Below are 23,679 nucleotides of genomic sequence, written 5' to 3'. Positions count from 1 at the left end.
ATAAAGCATCAAACGCACGTTTGGTGCTTTTTTTATGCAACAAATTCAACAATCAAAAAAAATGGACTAATATTTGATGCTATGAAAAGTAGTCTATTTATTTGGAACAAATCAAATTCAATTCGTACATTAACCAATAAAAAATTATAAGTTATGAAACTATCTATCAAACAATTTGTATCATTTGCGGTCTGCATGCTAATCGCTGGAGTTGCTTTTTCTCAATCTGCAAGATCAGCTGTTCAAGCTTCTATGTTTCACAACGATTTAACGCTTCAAGCACAAATGCAAAAAAACTTCAAATCGATTTTAGAGGCAAATATCAACGGAACACCGTACTATGATGACAGTTTTAATTCGGCTAAAATTATGCCGATTGACAAGGTGTATATGATACGCTACAATGCAGCTTTGGATGATATGGAAGTCATTCAAAGTACGGATACACTTATCATGAACAAGAACAATAGAAGTTATGTGATTAAGCAAAATAAAGGGAACATTACCTATAAAATTTTAGAATATGATGAAAGTGATGGCGATCGATTAGGCTATTATGTACAGCTTACTGATGATTCAAAAATAACGCTTTATCGAAAAGATAGAAAGAAGTTTGTAGAAGAGAAAAAAGCTTCCTACAATGGAAATCTTGGAGGTGTTTCTGCTAAATTCAAAAGTGAAAGAAGTGAATTTTTTATCGAAATCGATGGAAGCGGAAGTGCAATCTTAGTGCCTAGAAGAAAGAAAGATGTAATTAAACTATTTCCTGGAAAAGAAAAAGAAGTAGAGAAATTTATCAAAGAAAAAAAGATTAAAACAACAAAAGAAGAAGATTTGATAAAGCTTATAAATTATATCAATACGCTTTAAAAAAAACGATCTTACATTATAAAGAAAAAGATTTGGAAGCATCAAGTAGTACTTGGTGCTTTTTTGTAAATTATAAACTAATAAAGGAATTTCATTAAATGAAAAAAATAGCAAAACGAATAGTTTTATTATTTGTATTACTCATAGTCGCAATTATTTTTTGCAATTTGTATGTTGAAATCATTGCAAAAGAAAAAGTGTATAATGAAGTTTCTGAAATTCCATCAAACAAAGTAGGTTTGTTGTTAGGAACAAGCAAATATCTTAAAAATGGAATGGTAAATTTATTTTACGCATACAGGATTCATGCGGCAGTTCAATTGTATAAAGAAGGAAAAATCGAATACATTTTAGTAAGTGGAGACAATGGAAGTCAATACTATGATGAACCTACTACTTTTAAAGAAGATTTGATTGCGGAAGGAATACCTGAAGATAAAATATTTTTAGACTATGCAGGGTTCAGAACGTTGGACTCTGTAGTGCGTAGTAAAGAAATATTTCAACAAGAAAGTATCACAATAATTTCACAACAGTTTCATAATGAACGAGCAATTGCCATAGCCAATGCTAAAGGAATTAAAGCGATAGGATTCAATGCAAAGGATGTGCGTGGAAACAGCGGAATAAAAGTCAAAATCAGAGAAGTGCTAGCAAGAGTTGCGATGTGTTTAGACCTTGTTATTGGGACACAACCCAAATTTTTAGGGGAAAAAATAACCATACAATAGGCTGGTATTTTACAATCATTTCCATAGAATTATCCCTATTTTTGCGTTATGGAAGGTCAAATAATCATCTCTCAAGAAAAAAGATCAATTACGCATTTAGTCTTTGCGGCATTTTTTTATACGGTGACGATATTTTTAATCGGATGGTTTTTATGGGAATTCAAACTGTCTCTCGAAAGGAATTATGCATTAAGAGAAGTGAATAAACTGGAAATTGCTATATTTTCATTAAGTGCCGCAATTTACTACTCTGTAATTCACACTTTCTACTTCGATTTTGATAAAAAATTATTTAAAAAAGAACGTAAATATGTCTTTGTAAAACTGGGGAAATGGCAAGAATTACCAGCTTTAGAATATATTTCTGTCTTTAAAAAAGAGGCAAGTTTCTATGAGATTAATCTTTGGCATGTTGGAAACAAGCATTTTAAAATATCTCATGCAGAAGAAAAAGAAGAAGCCTTAGCAATAGGAAAACAATTGGCTAAAAAACTAAAAATTGATTTGCTTGATGCAACGGTTGCTAACGATTCAAAATGGATTGAACTTTGAAAATTCCTCAAAAAATATCAGCAAAACTACAACATCGCACGCAAAACAATAGTCTGCGATTACTTTCGATTTCTCAGAATCATGTAGACTTTTCTTCCAATGACTATTTGGGATTTGCGGTTTCAGAAACAATATTTCAAAAAGTGCATCAATATCTAGTAGAAACAAACCTACAGCTAAATGGCGCTACAGGTTCGCGGTTACTTACAGGAAATCACGAATTATATGAAGAAGTTGAAATGCAGCTAAGTAATTTTCATAATGGAGAAGCTGGTTTACTTTTCAATTCTGGATATGATGCTAATATCGGTTTTTTTTCGTCGGTACCGCAACGCGGAGATGTAATTTTGTTTGATGAATACATTCATGCGTCCATTCGAGATGGAATTGGGATGAGCCATGCAAAATCATATAAATTTAAACATAACGATTTAATAGATTTAGAAAAAAAAATTGAAAAAGCACAACAAACACTCACCGAAAATGATGTTATCTATGTAGTGACGGAGTCTGTTTTTTCGATGGATGGAGATTCTCCTGATTTGCATGCTATTGTAAAACTGTGTCATAACAAACAAGTATATCTTGTCGTTGACGAAGCACATGCAATTGGCGTTTTCGGAAAAAAAGGACAAGGTTTATTGCAAGAATTAGCGCTAGAAAAAAAAGTATTTGCAAGAATTTATACGTTTGGCAAAGCTTTAGGCTGTCATGGATCTGTCATTATTGGAAGTAAAGAATTAAAAAACTACTTGGTTAATTTCTCAAGAAGTTTTATCTATACGACGGCTTTGTCACCGCATGCTGTAGCAACAATCAAAATTGCTTACGACGAACTTATACAAACAAAGGCTGTTGCCAAATTACACCAAAACATTCAGGCATTTCAACAAGCTACGAAAGAGCTAAAATTTATTGAGGGAAATGCAGCGATTCATTGTTGTGTGATTGCAGGAAATCAAAAAGTAAAACATATTGCAAAAACACTGCAAAGCAAAGGTTTTGATGTCAAAGCCATTCTGTCGCCAACTGTACCAAAAGGAGCAGAGCGTCTTCGTTTTTGCTTGCATGCATATAATACAAAAGACGAAATACAGAATGTTGTTAACTTATTAAAAGAGAGTTTTATTAACTATGAAGAATGATTTTTACACTGTAGCAGCCTTTGAATATACGGCTGACGCACAAGTCATGAAAGGAAAATTTCAATCCGAAGGAATAGAAGTATTTTTAAAAGATGAACATACTGTAGATGTAGACCCTTTGGTAAGTCATGCAATTGGAGGTGTCAAGTTACAAGTACACTTACAAGACAAAGAAAAAGCTATAGCATTGTACAATGAATTACGTGAATACGAAGTAGACCCTAAAGGACAACGAATAATTTGTCCAGCATGCAATGAAAATCGTGTCTTAATAGCAGCGCCCAAAAAGAGTTTATGGTATTTACTCTTTCCTTTTTTTGAGCCAAAACGTTATGAGTGTGCTAATTGTGGAGAAATTTTCAAATAAAATAGCGAATGCGAAAAAAAATATTTGTGACAGGAATCTCAACTGAAGTTGGAAAAACAGTCGCTTCAGCAATCTTGACAGAAGCGCTCGAAGCAGATTATTGGAAACCAATACAGGCTGGCGATTTAGATAATTCTGATAGTCATAAAATAAAGCGATATATATCCAATTCTACAACGAAGATTCATAAAAACAGCTATGCGTTACATACTCCAATGAGTCCGCATGCTTCTGCAGAAATTGATAATATAACGATTGATATTAATCAGATTCAAGAACCTGTTACTGACAATCATTTGATTATAGAAGGAGCTGGTGGAGTTCTTGTTCCATTAAATGATACAAATACAATTTTGGATATTATCAAGCCAGATTATGAAGTAGTGGTTGTTTCTCGTCATTATTTAGGGAGTATCAATCATACATTATTATCGGTTAATATGCTAAAGGAAAAAGGATACAAGGTTTCTATTATTTTTAGCGGAAAAGAACATCCAACTACAGAAAGTATCATTGAGAAGATGACCAATGTTCCAATCATTGGACGAATTGATGAAGAACCATATATTGATCAAAACGTAATCAGCGAATACGCCGCATTATTCAAAGAAAAACTTACATGAATTTACAAGAAAGAGATAAAAAACATCTTTGGCATCCATTAACGCAGCATAAAACGCATTCAGATCATATTGCGATTACGAAAGCAAAAGGTGCCGTATTATACGATGAAAATGGTCATGAGTACATTGATGGAATTGCTTCATGGTATACATGTGTATATGGGCATTGCAATCCATATATCATTGAAAAAATGCGCTCACAAATGGAAACGCTAGATCATGTTGTATTTACAGGATTTACACATCGACCAGCAATTGAACTTTCCGAAAAACTCATCAGTATATTGCCAGAAAATCAAGAAAAACTTTTCTTTTCAGATAATGGGTCTACGGCAATTGATGTTGCTATCAAAATGGCTTTGCAATATCATTATAACAATAATGAAAAAAGAGGCAAAATTATTGCATTAGAAAATGGTTTTCATGGAGATACCTTTGGAGCAATGTCAGTCTCTGGACTTTCAGTATACAATGGTCCTTTTGAGGAGTTCTTTATAGATGTGTCTAGAATTCCTGTGCCAAATTCAACAAACTTAACTGAAGTCAAGGAGCAATTTATAAAACTCATTAAAGAAGAAAAAGTAGCGGCATTTGTATATGAACCGTTAGTGCAAGGTGCTGCAGCAATGCAAATGCATGAGGCAAAACATATCAACGAAATTCTTAAAATTGCACAAGAGAATAATGTAGTGACTATCGCCGATGAAGTAATGACAGGCTTTGGTAAAACCGGCAAAAACTTTGCGTCAGATTATATTGAGACAAAGCCAAATATTATGTGTCTGTCAAAAGCCTTATCAGCAGGAATGGTTCCAATGGCAATCACGAGTTGCAGTCAAAAAATATATAATGCGTTTTATGCAGATGATATCCAGAAAGGATTCTTTCATGGGCATACATATTCAGGAAATCCCATAGCGTGTAGCGCAGCTCTTGCAGGGATAGAACTGTTAGTGTCTGATGAAATACAACAAAATCTAGTGCGAATTCAGCAATCGCATGAAAGATTTAATGAAGAAATTAAACACCATCCAAAAGTAGCTTCTACACGACAACAAGGACAAATTTTTGCACTTGATCTTAATATACAGATGGAGCGATATGGAAACTTACGCGATCAACTTTTTCAGTCGTTTATGAAAAAGGGAGTGTGTTTACGTCCGCTTGGGAACACAATTTACATTTTGGCACCTTACATCACAACAGATTTACAATTACAAAAAATATATCAAGCAATTAGAGAAACTATTAATGAATTGTAATAACTAAATTATTTATCAATCAAATTAATCTTTTCTTGTGTAGTTTCTACTAAAACAGTAATTGTTTCGTAGTGCCATTGGTCATTTTTCTTATAAGCGACAACATGAAGTGTTGCTTTAGATTTAGAACCTTTCAGAGGAATTTGTAAATCAGCTTCTCCATCATCATTGGAAATAGAAATAGTTCCTTGTAACATACCACTTTGCTCAATAGGCTCTCCAAGTTGTTCTATTATATATGAATCAGTGACTACTTTCTGAAGAGCTTCTGTATACGGAGTAGATTCTTTGATTACGGAAGTAACCATCGTAAAAATACCATAAACTACAATGCTAAATATAACCAGCAAACTCAAACAACCTGTTGGAACAAACCATTTCCAGTTGCGTTGCCACCAATTTTTTCTAGGCTCATGGATTGTATTGTCATATTGCATGGAAAAAGTCTTAAAAAAGTGAATAAGTAAGTATAGACTTAAAGATACTAAAAATTAGAAAACAAAAACCTGAAACAGCTTATCAAATGTTGGTTAATCAATACATTTCTTACGATATTTGTCAACTCAAATTAAAGCTGATATGTTGCATGATTGTATTTCGATAGTAGGGTTAGGATCTTTGTCTCCTTTAGGGAATGAACCTGATAAAATATGGAAACAATATACAAATGACTCTCATTGTTTTACCATTCAAAAGCAGCAACAGCAAGAAGTTTATGTTGCATCACTTTCTAAAGATGCATTGGATGAAATAAGCAATCTAAAAAAAGTAAATACTAAATATAAAAACCTTGATAACAGTGTTTTATATGCTATACTAGCATCGCAAAAGGCAATTAAAAACGCAGGTTGGCTTCCTGAGAGTGACTTTGGAGTGAATATTGGTTCTTCGCGAGGAGCTACGTCACTTTTTGAAAAATATCATGCAGATTTTCTTCAAAATCAATATGCTGAAACATTAAGTTCTCCAACCACAACTTTAGGAAATATCTCATCGTGGGTAGCACACGATTTACAAACGGCAGGACCACAAATATCACATTCAATAACATGTTCAACAGCATTGCATGCCGTATTGAACGGAATTGCGTGGTTGCAGTCTGGAATGACCGATAAATTTTTAGTAGGAGGCAGTGAAGCACCATTAACCCCTTTTACAATTGCCCAAATGCAAGCATTACACATTTATGCTAAAGAAAAAAAGAGCTATCCATGTTTGTCTTTAGATTTGAAAAAAAGGCAAAACACTATGATTTTGGGGGAAGGCGCTGCTTCAATCTGTTTAGAAAAAGGTAGAAAGGAAAATGCACTTGCTTATATCTGTGGAATTGGATATGCTACTGAAACATTACAGCACAATACATCTATTTCAACTAATGGGATATGTTTTGAAAAATCCATGCGTATGGCTTTGGGGAACACTGCTGTAGAAAAAATAGATGCAATTATCTTACATGCACCTGGAACTATAAAAGGAGATCAAGCAGAATATAATGCTATCAAAAAAATATTTTGTAACAAAATTCCAAATCTTACTACGAATAAATGGAAAATAGGGCACACATTTGGAGCTTCTGGAATGTTGAGTATTGAATTGGCAATCCTGATGATGCAACAACAACAACTCGTGTCAATTCCCTATCTTGAAAAAGAAAAACAGCCGAAACAACTAAACAAAATTTTAGTCAACGCGGTAGGATTTGGAGGAAATGCCGTATCGGTATTATTAACCAAAAACGAAAATTCTAATAATAGTAAATAACACATTAAAATCGCATATCATGGGAGATTGGTTTTCAGCATTAACGACTTTTGAAAAATCGTATTGGATTATTGCAGCCATAGCATCGACGATTTTTGTATTTGTTTTAATTACCACTTTTTTGGTAGGTGATACAGATGGTATTGATGGTGATGTAGATGCTGAAATTGAAAACGATACTGGTATTGGGTTTCAGTTTTTTACATTTAAAAATTTGGTAGCGTTCTTTACCATTTTTAGTTGGGCAGGAATTTCATGTATCAATGCAGGTTTTGGAAAAGGTGTAACTATTTTAATATCAGTGTTAGCTGGATTGGTAATGATGTTTGTAATGGCGACCCTTATATACTACATTAACAAACTCGTAAGTAGCGGAACACTCAAACTTGAAAATGCTATAGGAAATGTAGGAGAAGTATATTTAACGATTGGAGCTAATCGTTCTAAAATCGGAAAAGTTCATATCAATGTGCAAGGTGCTTTGCGCGAATTAGAAGCGCTTGCTGATAGTGATGAGGCACTTAAAACAGGAACTGTGGTAAAAGTTATAGACATTACAGGAACAGGAATATTAATCGTTCAACCAATAAACAACACAAATTATGACAAAAGCACTTCTCTTATTGCAAACGCAGAATAGTGGTGATAGTTCAGCGTTAGGCGAAATGTCAGGACTCATTCTGATAATTGCTGCAGGACTCTTTATCTTTTTGCTAATCACGGTATTTATCCGTAGATACAAACGCTGTCCTTCCGACAGAATCTTAGTAGTTTATGGAAAAGTGGGTGGCGGACAATCTGCCAAATGTATTCATGGAGGTGCCGCATTTATTTTACCGGTTATTCAAGATTATGAATACTTAGATTTAACGCCAATTTCCATAGAAGTTAACTTGGTAAATGCGTTAAGTAAACAAAACATTCGTGTCAATGTTCCTTCCCGATTTACCATAGGTATTTCTACGGAACCTGGAATTATGCAAAATGCAGCAGAACGACTTCTTGGATTAGGACAACATGAAATTCAAGAACTGGCACAAGAAATCATTTTTGGACAATTACGTTTGGTAGTTGCTTCTATGGATATTGAAGAAATTAACTCTGATAGAGATAAATTCTTAACAAACATTTCTGAAAGTGTCGAGTCGGAATTAAAAAAAGTGGGTCTTAAATTAATCAACGTAAACATTACAGATATTGTTGACGAGTCAGGCTATATTGAGGCATTAGGTAAAGAAGCTGCGGCACATGCTATCAATGCGGCTCGTAAATCGGTTGCTGAGAAAAACAGAGATGGAGCTATTGGAGAAGCAAACGCATCACAAGATGAACGTACACAAGTAGCAGCAGCCAATGCCAAAGCGGTTGATGGAGAAAACAAAGCAAAAATTGAAGTGGCAAACTCTGATTCCTTGCGTAGACAACGCGAAGCTGAGGCAGAACGTGTGGCAATTGCAGCAGAAAAAGTGCAAGCAGCCAAAGCTTTGGAAGAATCATATGCTGCAGAACGTGAAGCAGAAGAAGCAAGAGCGGAAAGAGAGCGTTCTTCGCAACAAGCAGACATTATCGTTCCTGCAGAAATTGACAAACGTAAAGTAGAAATTGATGCTGAGGCGGAGGCAGAACGCATTCGTAGAAGAGCCAAAGGAGAAGCAGATGCAATTCTTTTCAAAGCGCAAGCAGAAGCACAAGGGTTGTATGAAGTCTTAACCAAGCAAGCACAAGGGTTGGATCAAATAGTTGCTGCTGCTGGAAACAATGCAAAAGATGCGGTATTATTGTTAATTGCCGATAAATTGCCAGAACTGGTTAAAACACAAGCAGAAGCCATCAAAAATATAAAAATTGATAAAGTGACTGTTTGGGAAAATGGCGGAGGAAAAGATGGTAAAACGTCTACATCCAACTTTATCTCAGGCATGTACAAAGCAGTACCACCATTACAAGAAATGTTCAACATGGCAGGAATGGAATTGCCAGAATATTTAAAGGGAAAAGACATTACTGCTAACAATGCAGCTTCAGAAACAACAACTTCAGAAGATTCAGAAGAAAAATAACATAAAAATGTACTGTTAAAAATCCGCATTGTGCGGATTTTTTGATTACTCCAATCCTAAGTATGAATAAAAATAAAATTAGCTACAAAAGAGAGATTCATTTGTTGAGGTACGTTTTTGGTGTGGGATTTTTTTTAGTTGGCGTCATAGCAACGTTTACAGGAAATTTTTTAGGATTAATTTTTTGTGTTGTATCAATCTTATTTTTTATAAAAGAAGGAACAGAAGTAGAGCTAAACAAACGACAATATAGGGCATTTACAGATGTTCTAGGAATTCGTTTTGGGCAATGGGAAGATTTGCCTGAAATAGATTATATTTCAGTGTTCATTGCAACAGAAAGAGCGATTATAAGAGATTTTGTTCATGAAACAGAAATAAAAAATGATGTTATTGTACTAAACTTATTCTACAACGGAAATCATCGCATCAAAGCTTACAATACGAAAGATAAAAAAGATGCGTTTGCTGTAGCAAAACAAATTGCGGATATATTAAAAATTGATATTTTAGATGCAACAGGCACAGAATCTAAATGGATATAACTATTTTTGTCACCAAACTAACTAATTTATGAGCAACATCCGACACAATTGGACGAAAGAAGAAATCATTGCGATTTACAACAAACCAATGATGGAATTGTTATATGAAGCAGCAACTGTACACAGATTACATCATGATCCAAATACAGTGCAAGTATCTACTTTACTATCTATAAAAACGGGTGGCTGTCCTGAGGACTGCGGATACTGTCCGCAAGCAGCACGTTATCATACAGATATTGAAGGAAATGATTTGATGTCTGTTTCTCAAGTAAAAGCGCAAGCATTACGTGCAAAAGCTTCTGGGAGTTCTCGCGTTTGTATGGGAGCAGCATGGAGAAATGTAAAAGATGGGCCAGAGTTTGATCAAGTTTTGGAAATGGTACGTACCATTAACAAATTAGACATGGAAGTTTGCTGTACCTTGGGAATGGTTACCGAAAATCAAGCAAAACGTTTGGCTGAAGCGGGATTGTATGCCTACAATCACAATTTAGATTCTTCGGAAGAATATTATAAAGAAGTTATTTCTACTAGAGGATATGAAGATCGTCTAGAAACAATTGATAATGTTCGTAAAACCAACGTAACTGTTTGTAGTGGAGGTATTATAGGAATGGGCGAGTCTATAGAAGATCGTGCAGGAATGTTGGTTGCATTGGCAACTTTAAACCCTCAACCCGAATCAGTGCCAATAAATGCATTAGTTGCAGTAGAAGGAACGCCATTAGAAAATGAAAAACCAGTGGAAATCTGGGAAATGATTCGTATGGTTGCCACAACTCGAATCGTAATGCCTGAAACACAAGTACGCTTATCTGCTGGAAGAACAAATATGAGCAGAGAAGGACAAGCGATGTGTTTCTTTGCTGGAGCAAATTCAATCTTTGCTGGAGACAAATTACTAACAACGCCAAATCCTGACGTTAATGAAGATATGAAAATGTTTGAGATGCTTGGGTTGAATCCACAAAAACCATTTACAAAAAAAGTGCAGCCACAAACGGTGGAAGCAAAAGACTCTAAATATCAGGCATTAGGAGAAAAACCAAAATGGTCAAGACCAGAACATACTATTGAAAGAAACGAGCAGGCAAAAGAGAAAATGAAAGCGGCTGTGCTAGAGAAAAAGCAATAATGAGTACTATATAAACAACATAAAAGGGCTCAGTAATGAGCTCTTTTTTACTTTACGATTAATTTTACATAACAATTTATTAACTTAGCTAGATAAACGTTAGAATTTTGAAATTGAATCTGCAACAAATTCCAAGAGTTAAAACGATTACAAAAGAAGAATTCATTAAGAATTACTTTAAACCACAAAAGCCAGTGGTTATAGAACGTTTTATTGAAGACTGGCCAGCGTATTCAAAATGGAGTTTGGACTACATGAAAGACATAGCAGGTGATAAAGTTGTGCCATTGTATGATGATAGACCTGTAGATTATAAAGATGGTTTTAACGAGCCACATGCAAAGATGAAAATGTCTGAATATGTGGATTTGCTAAAAAAAGAACCTACAAAGTATCGTATCTTTCTTTGGAATATTCTCAAAGAAGTTCCTTCGTTGCAAAAAGATTTCTCTTATCCTGATTTTGGGTTAAAATTAATGAAATCACTCCCAATGTTGTTTTTTGGAGGCGCAAACTCGCATACGTTTATGCACTACGATATTGATTTGGCAAATATTTTTCATTTTCATTTTGAAGGAAAAAAGCAATGCATTTTATTTGATCAAAAACAAAGCAATTTTCTATATAAAATTCCACATTCTCTTATTGTAAGAGAAGATATTGATTTCTCAAATCCAGACTTTGAAAAATGGCCAGCTTTAAAAAAAGCGGAAGGCTATATAACAGAATTAGAGCATGGAAATATTTTGTATATGCCTGAAGGGTATTGGCACTATATGAAATATGTAACGCCAGGTTTTTCAATGAGTTTACGGTCTATTGCAAAAAAACCTAAGAATCTTGGGAAAGCAATTTATAATGTGTTTATCATGCGTCATTATGACAATTTAATGAGAAAAATAAAAGGACAAAAATGGATTGATTGGAAAAATGAACAAGCAATTGTAAGAACTCATCGAAAAAACCACATTCTTTAGCTATTTTACTAGTTCGTTTATTTTTTCATACACCAAATGGGGTTCCCAACCTCTGTAGAATAAATAATCTGCTATTTTTTTCTTTCGCTTATACGGATTGTCTTCTTTTATAGAATCATTGCGTTTTTTTGCAAGAGTGTCAAGTGTAGTCAAATAAGCATTGTCTTCAATTTCTTGCAATGCAATGTCAATATTGTATTTTGAGATTTCTCTCTGTTTTAATTCCCTAACTATACGTAGCTTCCCCCATTTTTTAATGCGAAATTTTCCTCTGGCAAAACTTTTAGCAAAACGTTCTTCATTCAAAAAATCATCTTTAATTAATTCTGCGATAATCATATCAATTGCATCAGGAATCATGTTCATATTTTGTAATTTTTCGATTACTTCTTTATGACAACGATCTTGATATACGCAAAATTGTTGTATTTTTACAACAGCTTCAGTAAGAGAATACGATTTTTTATGCAAAGTCATTTACAAAAGAATAACTATTTATTTACACGAGCAAAAAATAATCAGTTTTGATTATTAGATAATTATCTAGTATATTAGTAGGTACATTTAAATGTAGTGGTATGAAAAGAAAAATAGCCCCCGTTTTCTTTTTTCTAATGTGTTTTTTGGGACAAGCTCAAATCTTAACATTCGATTTTAACGGACTAGCAGGAAACGAAGCATCTGCAGTATCAAACTTCAATGATGCAAATTTATCAACTTCCACAATTACCAGAGGTAGTGGACTTACAGCCGCTAATAATGGCGACAGGTTTAATGCTACATCATGGGCAACCACTAGTATAGCCAATGCAGTTTCTGGAAATGATTATATGGAATTTACCATAACACCTAATGGTGGTTATGAATTTGATGTAACGACAATGGTTTTCAACGTACAGCGTTCTGGAACAGGACTACGTGGAATTGCCTTGCGAAGTTCTTTAGACGGTTATGCAGCAAATATTGACACAGAAATGGCTATTGCTGATAATACAAGTACTCAGGTCATTACATTTACAGTAAATCAAACTGGAAATACAGCAGCTGTAACGTATAGAATTTATGGTTGGGCAGAAGCTACTGGTGGTTCAGGAGGATTTGAAGGTACTGGGAACGATATAATAGTTAATGGTGCTGTTTCTTCTAGTTGTGTAGATGCTATGGATTTTGTAAATATACAATTCCCTACTACATCGCAAACCATTACTGTTGGAGATAGTTTTACTGTATATGCTCAAGGATACGAGCCTGGAGTTACAGAAGCGGCGGGAGCAGGCGTAGGAGTAGAAGCTTGGATTGGGTACAACACTGTAAATGATGACCCAAGTGTTGGTGCTGGTTGGACATGGGTTGCAGCAACTTTCAATGTACAATCGGGAAACAATGATGAATTTAGCGCAGAAATAGGGTCAAGTTTGCCAACAGGAACCTACTATTATGCAAGCCGTTTTCGACTGAATTCTTGTAATTTTACATATGGTGGTTCTGGCGGAGTTTGGAGTAATGATTCTGTTCAACTTACTGTAAATCCTGATGTAGCTGATTTTTGTAATGTTGATTTTCCTAAATCTGCAACAATAACACAAGGAGCTACTTTTAATGTATATGCACAAATATATGAGCCAGGTATTACCGATGCGGCAGGACAAGGTGCCAATGTAGAAGCTTGGATAGGATATAACACAACAGATAATGATCCACGAACCGATCCAGGTTGGACTTGGGTAGTAGCTTCATACGATTCAGATTCTGGTAATAATGACCAATATACTGCTGAAATTGGTTCAGCATTAACTGCTGGAACATATTACTATGCGAGCCGTTTTAGAATTAATAGTAGCGATTTTACATATGGAGGAATTTTAGCTGACAATATGGGTAGCTTTTGGGATCCGGTTACGTATAATTCAGGAATCCTTACCATAAATGCGCTTACAGCTACCGATATAATGATTACCCAATACTATGAAGGGTCGTCCACAAATAAATGGATAGAAGTAAAAAATGTGAGCGGTGCAATTATTCCTGCAAACACTTATTATATTGTAGTATTAAATAATGCTGATGCGGATAACCCAGCTTCCGCTGATCCATCTAATGCTAGTTCTCCTTCATTCAACAATAATATTTTAATTGCTACAGACATGGCAGTTGACGAAGTACGTCGTTACAAGCATGATACGGCAGTATTGCCAGCCTATGCTTCTCCAGGAGAAGTTGGTTATGATGGAAATCCTACTTTTGAGTTTCCTCTGGGAGCAAGTTTATTTAGTGGAGATGATATTGTTATAATCACGACAACTGTAGACAGTAGTTCTTGGGCTAATAGAGTTGATGTTATTGGAGATGGAACGGTATGGGGTGATCGAAGATGTTTTGTTAGAAATTCATGTGTAGCTTCAGGGCCTTCTATTACTTGGGACATTAATGATTGGGTAGAGTTTACTGATACTGAGGTTGAAAATCCAGTAGCTGGTACAAATCCATATTTAGGAGAGCATGAAGAAGGAATTACAAGTTGGAATGGAAGTGCATGGAGTAATGGCACACCCGATAGATCTCGTATAGTTACTCTGGCAGGAAATTATGATACGAATACCAATGGAGATTTGACGGTTTGTTCTTTAACAGTTAATACGGGAATTACACTAACCATTCCCAGTAATACTTATGTAGATATACAAAATGATTTGACTGTAAATGATACCGGAGTTGTTGATGTAAATCATCAAGGTTCATTGGTTATGGTGGACGATTCAGGAAATGTTACGCTTAATGGAACTGGAATTGTTAATGTGGAGAAAACAACTACTTCGTTTGAGCAATATGACTATACATATTGGTCTTCTCCTATCACTAATGCTAATCTTGGAACAGTATTAAGTGGCTGGCGTTTGGATCATGCATATGATTTTATAGCTGCCAATTTTGAAGATTTGGATGGAGATGAGATTGATGATAACGATGATGCTTGGGCTAACACGTCAGGAACAATGACGTCAGGAGTAGGGTATGCTGTTATGGGGCCGACTTCAGGAAGCTTTCCGCGAACAGAAACGATTACCTTTAGTGGAGCAATCAATAATGGAGTAATAACTGTACCTGTTAGTTTAAGTGCAGATGCAACTGATGCTGATGATGATTGGAACTTTGTAGGAAATCCGTATCCATCAGCTATAAGTGCTGACGATTTTGTGACTTTCAATACAAACATTACAGGAACTCTATATTTTTGGACGCATGTAGATGATGCATCTATTTCAAATCCTGGTCCAGATGCTTATAATTATAGTACAGACGATTATGCTATGTATAATGCTACTGGTGGAGTAGGAACAGGATCCACTAGTGGAAGTTCTGCGCCAACAGGATTTATTGCTTCTGGACAAGGTTTTTTCTTAGAAGCATTGACCGCAGGAACAGTAACTTTTAATAATAGTATGCGTAGTAATGCTCATGATAATACAAATTTTTATAGATCTAGTAATGAGAGTTTAAATGCATCTGAATCTACAGTTGAGCCAGATAGAATTTGGTTAAACTTAACGAATCCTGACGGAGCTTATAGTCAAATATTGATTGGATTTTTTCCTGATGCTACTTTGCAGAAAGATCGATTATACGACGGGATAAGATTAGGAGCGTCTAATTATCTTAAATTTTACTCAAAAGATGCAACTCATCAATATGGAATTCAAGGGCGTCCAGCTTTTACAGGGAGCGATATTGTTCCTTTGGGTTATGATGCTAGCATTTTAGGAGATTTAACTATAAGTATTCATGATCTTGATGGAATTCTTCAAACTACGGATGTTTACTTAAAAGATTTGACATTAAACATCACTCATGACTTAAAGCAATCTGCTTATACATTTACGACAATTGATGGGAGTTTTGCGGATAGATTTCAATTGCAATTTACAAATAGTGCATTACTTGGTATAGAAGAACACGTAATAGGAGCAGATGATTTAATTGTGTACCTCAATTCAAATCAAGAATTAGAAATAAAACAGCGAACTAGAACAGAAATTCAAAAGGTCGAAATATATTCATTAATAGGACAGGCTATTTCCGTAACTACAGACATGAGTAAAAAGATGTCGTTGAGAGATGCTGCCTCAGGTGTGTATATTGTGGTGATTGATACAGAAAAGGGAAGACTCGTTAAGAAAATTACCCGTTAATATAACACATTGTTGGGATGTTATTTTTGTTTCACCTAAGTGTGTAATGCCCTTTTTTATAAAAGACACTCTACTATAGTTCTGTTAAGAAAAGTAAAATAAAGAGTAATATTGTTTTGAAAACAATGCGTATCAATAAAAAAAGCGACCAAACTTGGTCGCTTTTCTTTTAAGTGTAAACTTCATCGTTTTTATCTTTAAAACGATATTCTAAATACGTGTAAGCGTCTCTAGGTAATATTTTTACCCATTTTTTGTGTTCTAAGAACCACTTAAAACGGATTGATGGAAATCCTTTAGTAAGATACGCTGCAATAAACGGATGTGTGTTGAGCGTAATCCCATTGAAGCCTTCTTTTTTGGCTAAAATTCTTTCTAGATCAGCCGTAATTTTGTCAACAAGAACAATTGGAGCTTCCACTTCGCTGCCATTTCCGTTAGGATCTTTCTCTCTTGTTTTAATATTTACTTCTGGTCGTACTCGTTGTCGCGTAATTTGTACCAAGCCAAATTTACTTGGAGGTAATATTTTGTGTTTCGCTCTGTCATCTTTCATTTCTGCCTTCAAATGATCAAACAAAGTTTTTCGGTGTTCTGCATTAGTCATATCTATAAAATCAATCACGATAATTCCTCCCATATCTCGTAATCGAAGCTGTCTTGCTATTTCTTTAGCAGCGATAAGATTGACTTCAAGTGCAGTATCCTCTTGTGTTTTGGCTTTGTTAGAACGATTTCCACTGTTTACATCAATCACATGTAATGCTTCAGTGTGTTCTATTACTAAATAAGCGCCTTTACTCATGGAAACGGTTTTTCCAAAAGAGGTTTTGATTTGTCGTTCTACTCCATATTTTTCGAAGAGTGGAACTTTAGATTGGTACAATTTTACAATAGACTCTTTACTTGGTGCAATTTTTTGCACATAATCTTTAATCTCGTAATAAAGATCTTCATCGTCTACTTGTATTCCTGTGAATGTTTCATTAAAAATGTCTCTTAAAATAGAAGACGCTTTATTCATTTCACTCAATACTTTCGAAGGATGTTCAGCTTTATACAATTTTTTACACATTGTAGACCATTTGGTCAACAAATTTTGTAAGTCTTTGTCCAATTCAGCTACTTTTTTGCCTTCAGCTACTGTACGTACAATAACGCCAAAACCTTTAGGCTTGATACTGAGTACCAAACGTTTTAATCGGTCCTTTTCATCTTTACTTTCAATTTTTTGAGATATAGAAACACGTTCCGAAAATGGAACGAGTACAATATAACGTCCGGCAATAGAAAGTTCAGAACTAATTCTTGGACCTTTGGTTGAAATTGGCTCTTTCACTATTTGAACTAAAATAGATTGATTGGCTTTAACAGCATCCATAATGCTACCATTTTTATCTATATTGGGCTCAAAAGGAAAGTTTTTTAATGTATAATCTTTTAATTTACCTGTGCTTACACGTTTTATAAATTTAAGTAAGGAAGGAAGTTGAGGTCCTAAATCATGGTAATGTAAAAAGGCATCTTTTTCATAGCCTACATTTACAAAAGCTGCATTTAGCCCGGAAACAGGTTTTCTTATTTTGGCAAGAAAAACGTCTCCAACCGCAAAATCATTGTTGTCTTCTTCCTTATGTAATTCTATAAGTTTTCCATCTTTTAGCAAGGCAAAATCAACTTCAGAGGAATTGGATCTAATAATTAATTCTTTATTCACTCTGATTTAATTTTTATCCATACATGAATGTACAGATGGATTAAACAATTTTCTCACAGGTATTGTTTTTACCCAATAAAATATACATACCTCTACGTACACACAAGACAGAAGTGCTTACTAAGTATGTAATTTTTTTTCAAAGAACGTGTTGTTTTAGCTATAAAACAAAGAAGTAGTTTATATAAACTACTTCTTCTTTTTGTGACGATTAGCTCTTCTTCTTTTCTTACGCTTGTGCGTAGCTACCTTGTGTCTTTTTCTTTTTTTACCACTTGGCATAATGCTCTATGTTTTTAATTAATAAATATTTTCTTCAATTACTTTACTTCAACGTTGCTTTTTACTCCTTCTACAAAGACTTTAGCAGGTTTAAATGCAGGAATGTTGTGTGCAGGAATCTTGATAGTAGTATTTTTAGAGATGTTTCTTCCAGTTTTCTCTGCTCTTGTTTTAATAATAAAACTACCAAATCCTCGTAGATAAACATTGTCTCCACTCTCTAAAGAATTCTTTACTTCTTCCATGAAAGTTTCTACAGTTGCCTGTACATCACCTTTTTCCATTCCTAATTTCTCTGAAATCTTTGCTACGATGTCCGCTTTCGTCATTTTAATATATTTTGTTTATTCGTTATAAAATTAAGGGATGCAAATATATAATTAATTAGATAATATTTATATTCTAATTGATTAAAATTTAATGATATAAACATTTATTTTTGCATATTATTCAAAAATCATGAACTTTTCTAAAGAAATTATCCTTTGGTATCGTCAAAATAAACGCGATTTACCTTGGCGAAAAACAAAAGATCCCTATCGTATTTGGCTGTCTGAGATTATGTTACAACAAACACGAGTTGCTCAAGGGTTACCATATTATGAAAAGTTTATAGAAGCATTTCCAACTGTTTTCGACTTAGCAAATGCAGAAGAAACAGAAGTGTTAAAACTTTGGCAAGGACTCGGATACTATTCTCGAGCACGTAATTTACATTACACAGCAAAAGATATAGTGGAAAATTACAACGGTATATTTCCTAGTACATATAAAGAATTGTTACAATTAAAAGGTATTGGCGATTATACGGCTAGTGCTATTGCATCTATTTGCTTTAACGAAGTAACTCCAGTTGTAGATGGAAATGTGTACCGCGTATTGGCGCGTTACTTTAATATAGATATACCTATTAATAGTACAGAAGGTATCAAGGTATTTAAAAAACTAGCCCAAGAAGTAATTGATAAAGAAGATCCGGCAAACTTTAATCAAGCAATTATGGAATTCGGTGCTGTACAATGTAAGCCCCAAAGTCCGTACTGTATAGTATGTCCATTGCATACAAGTTGCGCAGGATTAGAAAAACAACGAGTGAATTCGTTGCCGGTAAAGCTTAGAAAAACAAAAATCAAAAATCGTTGGTTCAATTATTTAGTAGTTGTTTCAGATGAAAAAGAAACACTTTTGGAACAACGTAAAGGAAAAGGGATTTGGCAAGGACTGTATCAATTTCCATTACTAGAAACATCCGAACCTATACAAAATATCGTTTCTTTTGAAGAAAGGATAGAAAAAAAAATACGTATCAAGAAATTTTCTATTACACCATATAATAAGGAGATTAAAGTCCATAAGTTGTCACATCAACATTTGCATACTACATTTTGGATTGTAGAAACCAAGGAAAATTTAAAAAACGGAATACCTTTGCAAACAATTGAAAAATATCCAGTTCCTATTCTAATTGGAAACTTTATTGAAGAATTCAATTTTTAATGGTTTTTTAGTACATTTGATTATACACATAAATTTTTTATATGAGCGGAACACTAAATAAAGTAATGTTGATAGGACATTTGGGCGATGAAGTAAAAATGCATTACTTTGAAGGTGGCGGCTGTATAGGTCGTTTTCCCTTGGCTACAAATGATTCCTACACCAATAAGCAAACAGGTGAACGAGTTGTGAATACTGAATGGCATAATATTGTAGTGCGAAATAAAGCAGCCGAGATTTGTGAAAAATACCTTAGCAAAGGTGATAAAGTATATGTTGAAGGACGTTTGAAGAACAGGCAATGGCAGGGAGAAGATGGAAATACACGATATACAACTGAAATTCAGGTGACTGACTTTACGTTTTTGTCTACAAAACAAGAATCTCAGTCAAATGCAACGGTAAATCCGAGTGCACAACAAGCAGTGCAACCACCAGTACAGCCAATGCAACAATCTGCGCCACAAACTCATAGTGTTGATGATGACGATGATTTGCCATTTTAATCGAAGTTTAACTAATCATTGAGATTTTGGATCCAGAACCCAGTTTATTCCTCATGACCGCGTCCGTTGATGGACTTGTTATTTTTAAGATTATATTTTTCGGTATCTTATTGCTTTGTTCTGCATTAATTTCTGGTGCAGAAGTAGCTCTATTTTCCCTATCACAAACCGAAGTTAATGAAGCTTCCGATTCGGAGGTTGTACGCTTACGCTTAGCTGCAAGGCTTCTTCGTAATCCCAAAAAATTACTTGCAACAATTCTAGTTGCTAATAACTTTATCAATATTGCTACAGTTTTGTTATTTGCATCAATTAGTGATGTATTCTTTTCTGGAATTAGAGTCAATTGGATACGTTTGGTAATTGAAGTTGGAGTAGTCACCTTTCTGATTTTGCTTTTTGGAGAAATTCTACCAAAAGTATATGCGAGTCGAAATAAGCATAAATTTTCTGAAATGATGGCTTATCCCTTAATGGTTTTAGATAAACTATTTTCTCCATTAAGTGTGCCAATGAGCTTTATTTCGGAGTTAATTCAAAAAAAATTAGGAAAACAACGTTCTAACTTTTCTGTAGATCAATTATCACAAGCACTAGAATTAACTTCAGAAGATGAAACAACCAAAGAGGAACAAAAAATTTTACAAGGAATTGTTTCTTTTGGAAATACCGATACCAAACAGGTAATGCAGCCAAGAATGGACATTTTTGCGCTCAAGGAAGATATGATTTTCGAAGATGTGTTAAAAGAAATTACTAAAAATGGCTATTCTCGAATTCCTGTCTATAAAGAAAGTCTAGATGAAATTTCAGGGGTTTTGTATGTAAAAGACCTGATTCGACATATAGATGCCAAAAATTTTGAATGGACTCAGCTTTTAAGAGATGCTTATTTTGTGCCTGAAAATAAAAAGCTTGACGACTTGTTACGTGAATTTCAAGATAAAAAAATTCATCTAGCAATTGTGGTTGATGAATATGGCGGTACTTCGGGATTGGTTTCTCTTGAAGATGTGATTGAAGAAATTGTAGGTGATATAAGTGATGAATTTGACGATGAAGATGTGCATTTTTCAAAAATTGATGATAAAAACTTTGTTTTTGAAGGGAAAACAAACTTAAAAGATTTTTACAAAATCATAGGTTTGGAAGATAATACCGAATTTGAAAATCAAAAAGGAGAATCGGAGACTATTGCTGGTTTTGTTCTTGAAATTTTTAGAGGTTTTCCAAAAGTGAAAGACAAAATAAACTTTGGTAATTATACGTTTACAGTAGAAGTAATCGATAACAAACGATTAAAACAAGTAAAAGTTACACTCAAAGAATGACCTTTTTAAAATATATTCTATCAGCATTACTTATTTGTGTTTTATTAATTTCTTGTGGAGATGAAGTGTTGCCGAAACCTAAAGGTTTTTTGCGATTGGAATTTCCAGAAGCATTGTATGCAAAAGTGCAGTCAGATTGTCCTTATACATTTGAAAAAAATCAAATCGCGGTGATTAATCCAAAGCAAAATTGTTGGATAAATTTAGACTATCCCGCTTTAAAAGGAACATTGCATTTGTCATATGTGCCAGTTAATGGAAACTTAAGGCAATTATTAGAAGATGTGCAAAAACTCACGTATGAGCACGCCGTAAAAGCAGATGCTATTGAGCCAACTGTTTATGAAAATGCGGCTCAAAATGTATATGGAATGGTGTATGAAGTAGAAGGAAATGCAGCTTCACAAGCTCAATTTTATGTTACAGACAGTACTAAACACTTTTTAACAGGTTCTTTGTATTTTAATGTAAAGCCTAATTACGATTCTATTTATCCAGCAGTCATTTATATCAAAAAAGATATACGAACACTCATAGAATCGTTGCAATGGAAAGAGTAATTAAATAGTTTACTAGCTATAAAAAAACCCTCAACTTACATTAGTTGAGGGTTTTTAATTTTTGAATAAATTTCTTTACGCTTTTTTGGCACAACATGCTTTTTTGCAATCTTTCGCACACGCCATTTTTTCTTCTTCTTTCTTCGTGCAGCATTCTTTTTTACAATCTGATGGACAAGCTTTCTCAAAAGAGTCCACATTTTTCATGTCAGAAACTTTATAATCGCCAGGAACTTCAGAAACGGTTTGTATTAGCGCATCAAAATTTACTTTTTCTTCGTTATACTCAACCATAGCTAGTTTTTGGTCAAAGTCTACTTTGGCAGATTTTACACCTTCCATAGCAGCTAATTTGCCTTCAATGCGTTTTGCACAACCAACAGCGCAAGTCATGCCATCTATTTTAAATTGTGCTTTGTGATAATTGGCAGCAACTTCTTTTGTAGTAGCTTCTTGCGTTTCAGTTGTTACACCAGTATCAACAGTAATTGTTTTTGGTGTTGCGCTATCTTTACAGCTTACGATTGCAATTGCCATTGCGCAAATACATAATATTTTTTTCATACTAATTTTAATCAAAGAGTTCATATAATTTTCGCTTATAAGCATATCACAAAATTAAAGAATTATGAACTAAATATTAGAAATAATTGTCGGACTTTTGCAGGTATTTACATAAAACGGTTATGGATCACGCAAAATTAAAATGGGTATACTTAGTTGTTTTGTCTTTAATTTGGGGAAGTTCGTTTATTCTTATTGAACAAGGAATTAAAGGACTGACATCTGTTCAAGTTGGCGCTTTACGACTTACTATAACCGCAATTATTTTATTTTCTATTGGAATTCAAAAAGTAAAACTTATAAAGAAAGAGCATTGGAAGTGGATCTTTTTAACATCGCTTGCGGGTTCGTTTTTTCCTGTATTTCTGTTTGCTTTTGCGCAAGAACAATTGGATAGTGCTGTAGCAAGTATGTTAAATTCATTGACACCTTTATATACTGTTATTTTTGGAATTATACTGTTTGGAGTACAGACAACCAAACGTCAAATTTTAGGTGTGTTGATTGGTTTAGTTGGTGCATTAGTGTTAATATTTGCGGGTACTAACTTTAACCCAAATCAAAACTATTGGTACAGTATTTTTATCGCATTGGCGACTATTGGTTATGGATTGAATGTGAATATGGTGAAGAAATATTTGAATGATTTAAATGCACTTGCTATTGTTGTGGGAAATTTTGTTTTTTTAATTATCCCTGCATTAATCATTTTAGCATGGACAGGTTTTTTTAGCACCATTTTTGAAAACAGGGAAATGCAGATTTCTTTAGGATATGTAGCCATTTTATCATTATTTGGAACAGCTATTGCAAAAGTAATTTATAATCGGTTGGTACAAATTTCAAGTCCGGTATTTGCTTCTTCGGTAACATACACTATGCCTGTTGTAGCTATTTTTTGGGGAATTTTAGATGGAGAAGAATTAAGTTTATATCAACTCCTAGGAGGAATTATTATTTTGATAGGAGTGTATTTAGTAAATAAACGCTTGAAGAAAAAATAG

24 protein-coding genes are annotated in these 23,679 nt (G+C 34.2%); 19 read left to right on the top strand and 5 right to left on the bottom strand.

The annotated features are described in order from the left end of the window. The first annotated feature begins 153 nt into the window (after positions 1 to 153). The 7 genes from AA088_RS01235 (at position 154) to bioA (ending at position 5,550) form a co-directional block, all read left to right on the top strand. Complete coding sequence (locus tag AA088_RS01235) at positions 154 to 870, top strand: hypothetical protein (RefSeq protein WP_156168344.1); 717 nt, start codon at positions 154 to 156, stop codon at positions 868 to 870. Between the two features lie 98 nt (positions 871 to 968). Next, positions 969 to 1,601, top strand: coding sequence for a SanA/YdcF family protein (locus AA088_RS01230; protein ID WP_046743104.1), 633 nt, complete (start codon positions 969 to 971; stop codon positions 1,599 to 1,601). A gap of 48 nt (positions 1,602 to 1,649) precedes the next feature. Further along, positions 1,650 to 2,153 carry a hypothetical protein gene (locus tag AA088_RS01225; protein ID WP_046743103.1) on the top strand — a complete coding sequence of 168 codons (504 nt, stop codon included), beginning with the start codon at positions 1,650 to 1,652 and terminating at the stop codon, positions 2,151 to 2,153. Then, positions 2,150 to 3,298 carry an aminotransferase class I/II-fold pyridoxal phosphate-dependent enzyme gene (locus AA088_RS01220; RefSeq protein WP_046743102.1) on the top strand — a complete coding sequence of 383 codons (1,149 nt, stop codon included), beginning with the start codon at positions 2,150 to 2,152 and terminating at the stop codon, positions 3,296 to 3,298. The genes AA088_RS01225 and AA088_RS01220 overlap by 4 nt, the downstream gene beginning before the upstream one ends. Beyond that, positions 3,288 to 3,665, top strand: a complete 378-nt coding sequence (locus AA088_RS01215) for a putative signal transducing protein (protein WP_046743101.1) — start codon at positions 3,288 to 3,290, stop codon at positions 3,663 to 3,665. Before AA088_RS01220 ends, AA088_RS01215 begins: the two co-directional genes overlap by 11 nt. A gap of 8 nt (positions 3,666 to 3,673) precedes the next feature. Further along, positions 3,674 to 4,288 carry a dethiobiotin synthase gene (bioD, locus tag AA088_RS01210; RefSeq protein WP_046743100.1) on the top strand — a complete coding sequence of 205 codons (615 nt, stop codon included), beginning with the start codon at positions 3,674 to 3,676 and terminating at the stop codon, positions 4,286 to 4,288. Continuing rightward, a complete protein-coding gene (gene bioA / locus AA088_RS01205; RefSeq protein WP_046743099.1) occupies positions 4,285 to 5,550 on the top strand; it encodes an adenosylmethionine--8-amino-7-oxononanoate transaminase in 1,266 nt (421 codons plus the stop codon). Before bioD ends, bioA begins: the two co-directional genes overlap by 4 nt. 8 nt (positions 5,551 to 5,558) lie before the next feature. On the opposite strand, the gene AA088_RS01200 is transcribed toward bioA, so the two are convergent. Next, complete coding sequence (locus AA088_RS01200; RefSeq protein WP_046743098.1) at positions 5,559 to 5,987, bottom strand: cytochrome c oxidase assembly factor Coa1 family protein; 429 nt, start codon at positions 5,985 to 5,987, stop codon at positions 5,559 to 5,561. A 142-nt stretch (positions 5,988 to 6,129) separates the two neighbouring features. Here AA088_RS01200 and AA088_RS01195 point away from each other — a divergent pair, with 142 nt between their 5' ends. The 6 genes from AA088_RS01195 to AA088_RS01170 all read left to right on the top strand — a co-directional run bounded on the left by AA088_RS01195 (position 6,130) and on the right by AA088_RS01170 (position 12,031). Further along, entirely contained in the window at positions 6,130 to 7,311 is a 1,182-nt protein-coding gene (locus AA088_RS01195) for a beta-ketoacyl synthase N-terminal-like domain-containing protein (protein WP_046743097.1), read from the top strand. A 19-nt stretch (positions 7,312 to 7,330) separates the two neighbouring features. Then, on the top strand, positions 7,331 to 7,951 hold the full coding sequence (locus AA088_RS01190) for a hypothetical protein (RefSeq protein WP_046743096.1): 621 nt from the start codon (positions 7,331 to 7,333) through the stop codon (positions 7,949 to 7,951). Positions 7,952 to 7,976: 25 nt separating this feature from the next. Then, a complete protein-coding gene (locus AA088_RS01185) occupies positions 7,977 to 9,371 on the top strand; it encodes a flotillin family protein (protein ID WP_046743197.1) in 1,395 nt (464 codons plus the stop codon). A gap of 62 nt (positions 9,372 to 9,433) precedes the next feature. Beyond that, positions 9,434 to 9,916, top strand: coding sequence for a hypothetical protein (locus AA088_RS01180; protein WP_046743095.1), 483 nt, complete (start codon positions 9,434 to 9,436; stop codon positions 9,914 to 9,916). Positions 9,917 to 9,944: 28 nt separating this feature from the next. After that, positions 9,945 to 11,054, top strand: coding sequence for a biotin synthase BioB (bioB, locus tag AA088_RS01175; protein WP_046743094.1), 1,110 nt, complete (start codon positions 9,945 to 9,947; stop codon positions 11,052 to 11,054). Between the two features lie 107 nt (positions 11,055 to 11,161). Next, the gene (locus AA088_RS01170; protein WP_046743093.1) at positions 11,162 to 12,031 is read left to right on the top strand and encodes a cupin-like domain-containing protein; all 870 of its coding nucleotides are present in this window, start codon (positions 11,162 to 11,164) and stop codon (positions 12,029 to 12,031) included. Here the strand turns inward: AA088_RS01170 and AA088_RS01165 are convergent, their stop codons facing one another. After that, positions 12,032 to 12,508: a regulatory protein RecX gene (locus tag AA088_RS01165; RefSeq protein ID WP_046743092.1), complete on the bottom strand. Its 477-nt coding sequence runs from the start codon at positions 12,506 to 12,508 to the stop codon at positions 12,032 to 12,034. Between the two features lie 101 nt (positions 12,509 to 12,609). Between AA088_RS01165 and AA088_RS01160 the strand changes: the two genes are divergently transcribed. Further along, entirely contained in the window at positions 12,610 to 16,218 is a 3,609-nt protein-coding gene (locus AA088_RS01160) for a T9SS type A sorting domain-containing protein (protein ID WP_156168342.1), read from the top strand. 169 nt (positions 16,219 to 16,387) lie between these two features. On the opposite strand, the gene AA088_RS01155 is transcribed toward AA088_RS01160, so the two are convergent. Both AA088_RS01155 and AA088_RS01150 read right to left on the bottom strand, forming a co-directional pair. Further along, positions 16,388 to 17,935: an Rne/Rng family ribonuclease gene (locus AA088_RS01155; protein WP_046743090.1), complete on the bottom strand. Its 1,548-nt coding sequence runs from the start codon at positions 17,933 to 17,935 to the stop codon at positions 16,388 to 16,390. 320 nt (positions 17,936 to 18,255) lie between these two features. Beyond that, a complete protein-coding gene (locus AA088_RS01150; RefSeq protein ID WP_007095511.1) occupies positions 18,256 to 18,546 on the bottom strand; it encodes an HU family DNA-binding protein in 291 nt (96 codons plus the stop codon). Between the two features lie 130 nt (positions 18,547 to 18,676). On the opposite strand from AA088_RS01150, the gene mutY reads away from it, so the two are divergent. The 4 genes from mutY to gldD are packed head-to-tail and all read left to right on the top strand — an operon-like array spanning position 18,677 to position 22,111. Next, on the top strand, positions 18,677 to 19,714 hold the full coding sequence (gene mutY / locus AA088_RS01145) for an A/G-specific adenine glycosylase (protein ID WP_046743089.1): 1,038 nt from the start codon (positions 18,677 to 18,679) through the stop codon (positions 19,712 to 19,714). A 41-nt stretch (positions 19,715 to 19,755) separates the two neighbouring features. Continuing rightward, complete coding sequence (locus AA088_RS01140) at positions 19,756 to 20,220, top strand: single-stranded DNA-binding protein (RefSeq protein ID WP_046743088.1); 465 nt, start codon at positions 19,756 to 19,758, stop codon at positions 20,218 to 20,220. Positions 20,221 to 20,246: 26 nt separating this feature from the next. Further along, on the top strand, positions 20,247 to 21,551 hold the full coding sequence (locus AA088_RS01135; RefSeq protein ID WP_046743087.1) for a gliding motility-associated protein GldE: 1,305 nt from the start codon (positions 20,247 to 20,249) through the stop codon (positions 21,549 to 21,551). Continuing rightward, positions 21,548 to 22,111, top strand: coding sequence for a gliding motility lipoprotein GldD (gene gldD / locus AA088_RS01130; protein ID WP_046743086.1), 564 nt, complete (start codon positions 21,548 to 21,550; stop codon positions 22,109 to 22,111). The genes AA088_RS01135 and gldD overlap by 4 nt, the downstream gene beginning before the upstream one ends. A gap of 75 nt (positions 22,112 to 22,186) precedes the next feature. Here the strand turns inward: gldD and AA088_RS01125 are convergent, their stop codons facing one another. Next, positions 22,187 to 22,675 (bottom strand): heavy-metal-associated domain-containing protein, encoded by a 489-nt coding sequence (locus AA088_RS01125; RefSeq protein ID WP_052752743.1) that lies wholly within the window; start codon positions 22,673 to 22,675, stop codon positions 22,187 to 22,189. A gap of 122 nt (positions 22,676 to 22,797) precedes the next feature. Between AA088_RS01125 and AA088_RS01120 the strand changes: the two genes are divergently transcribed. Continuing rightward, a complete protein-coding gene (locus tag AA088_RS01120; RefSeq protein WP_046743085.1) occupies positions 22,798 to 23,679 on the top strand; it encodes a DMT family transporter in 882 nt (293 codons plus the stop codon).

The sequence above is a fragment of the Kordia zhangzhouensis genome (genome assembly GCF_001005305.1).
In the GTDB taxonomy this organism is placed as follows: domain Bacteria; phylum Bacteroidota; class Bacteroidia; order Flavobacteriales; family Flavobacteriaceae; genus Kordia; species Kordia zhangzhouensis.
Note: the sequence above shows the minus strand (reverse complement) of the source record. Positions and strands in the feature narration are given on the sequence as shown.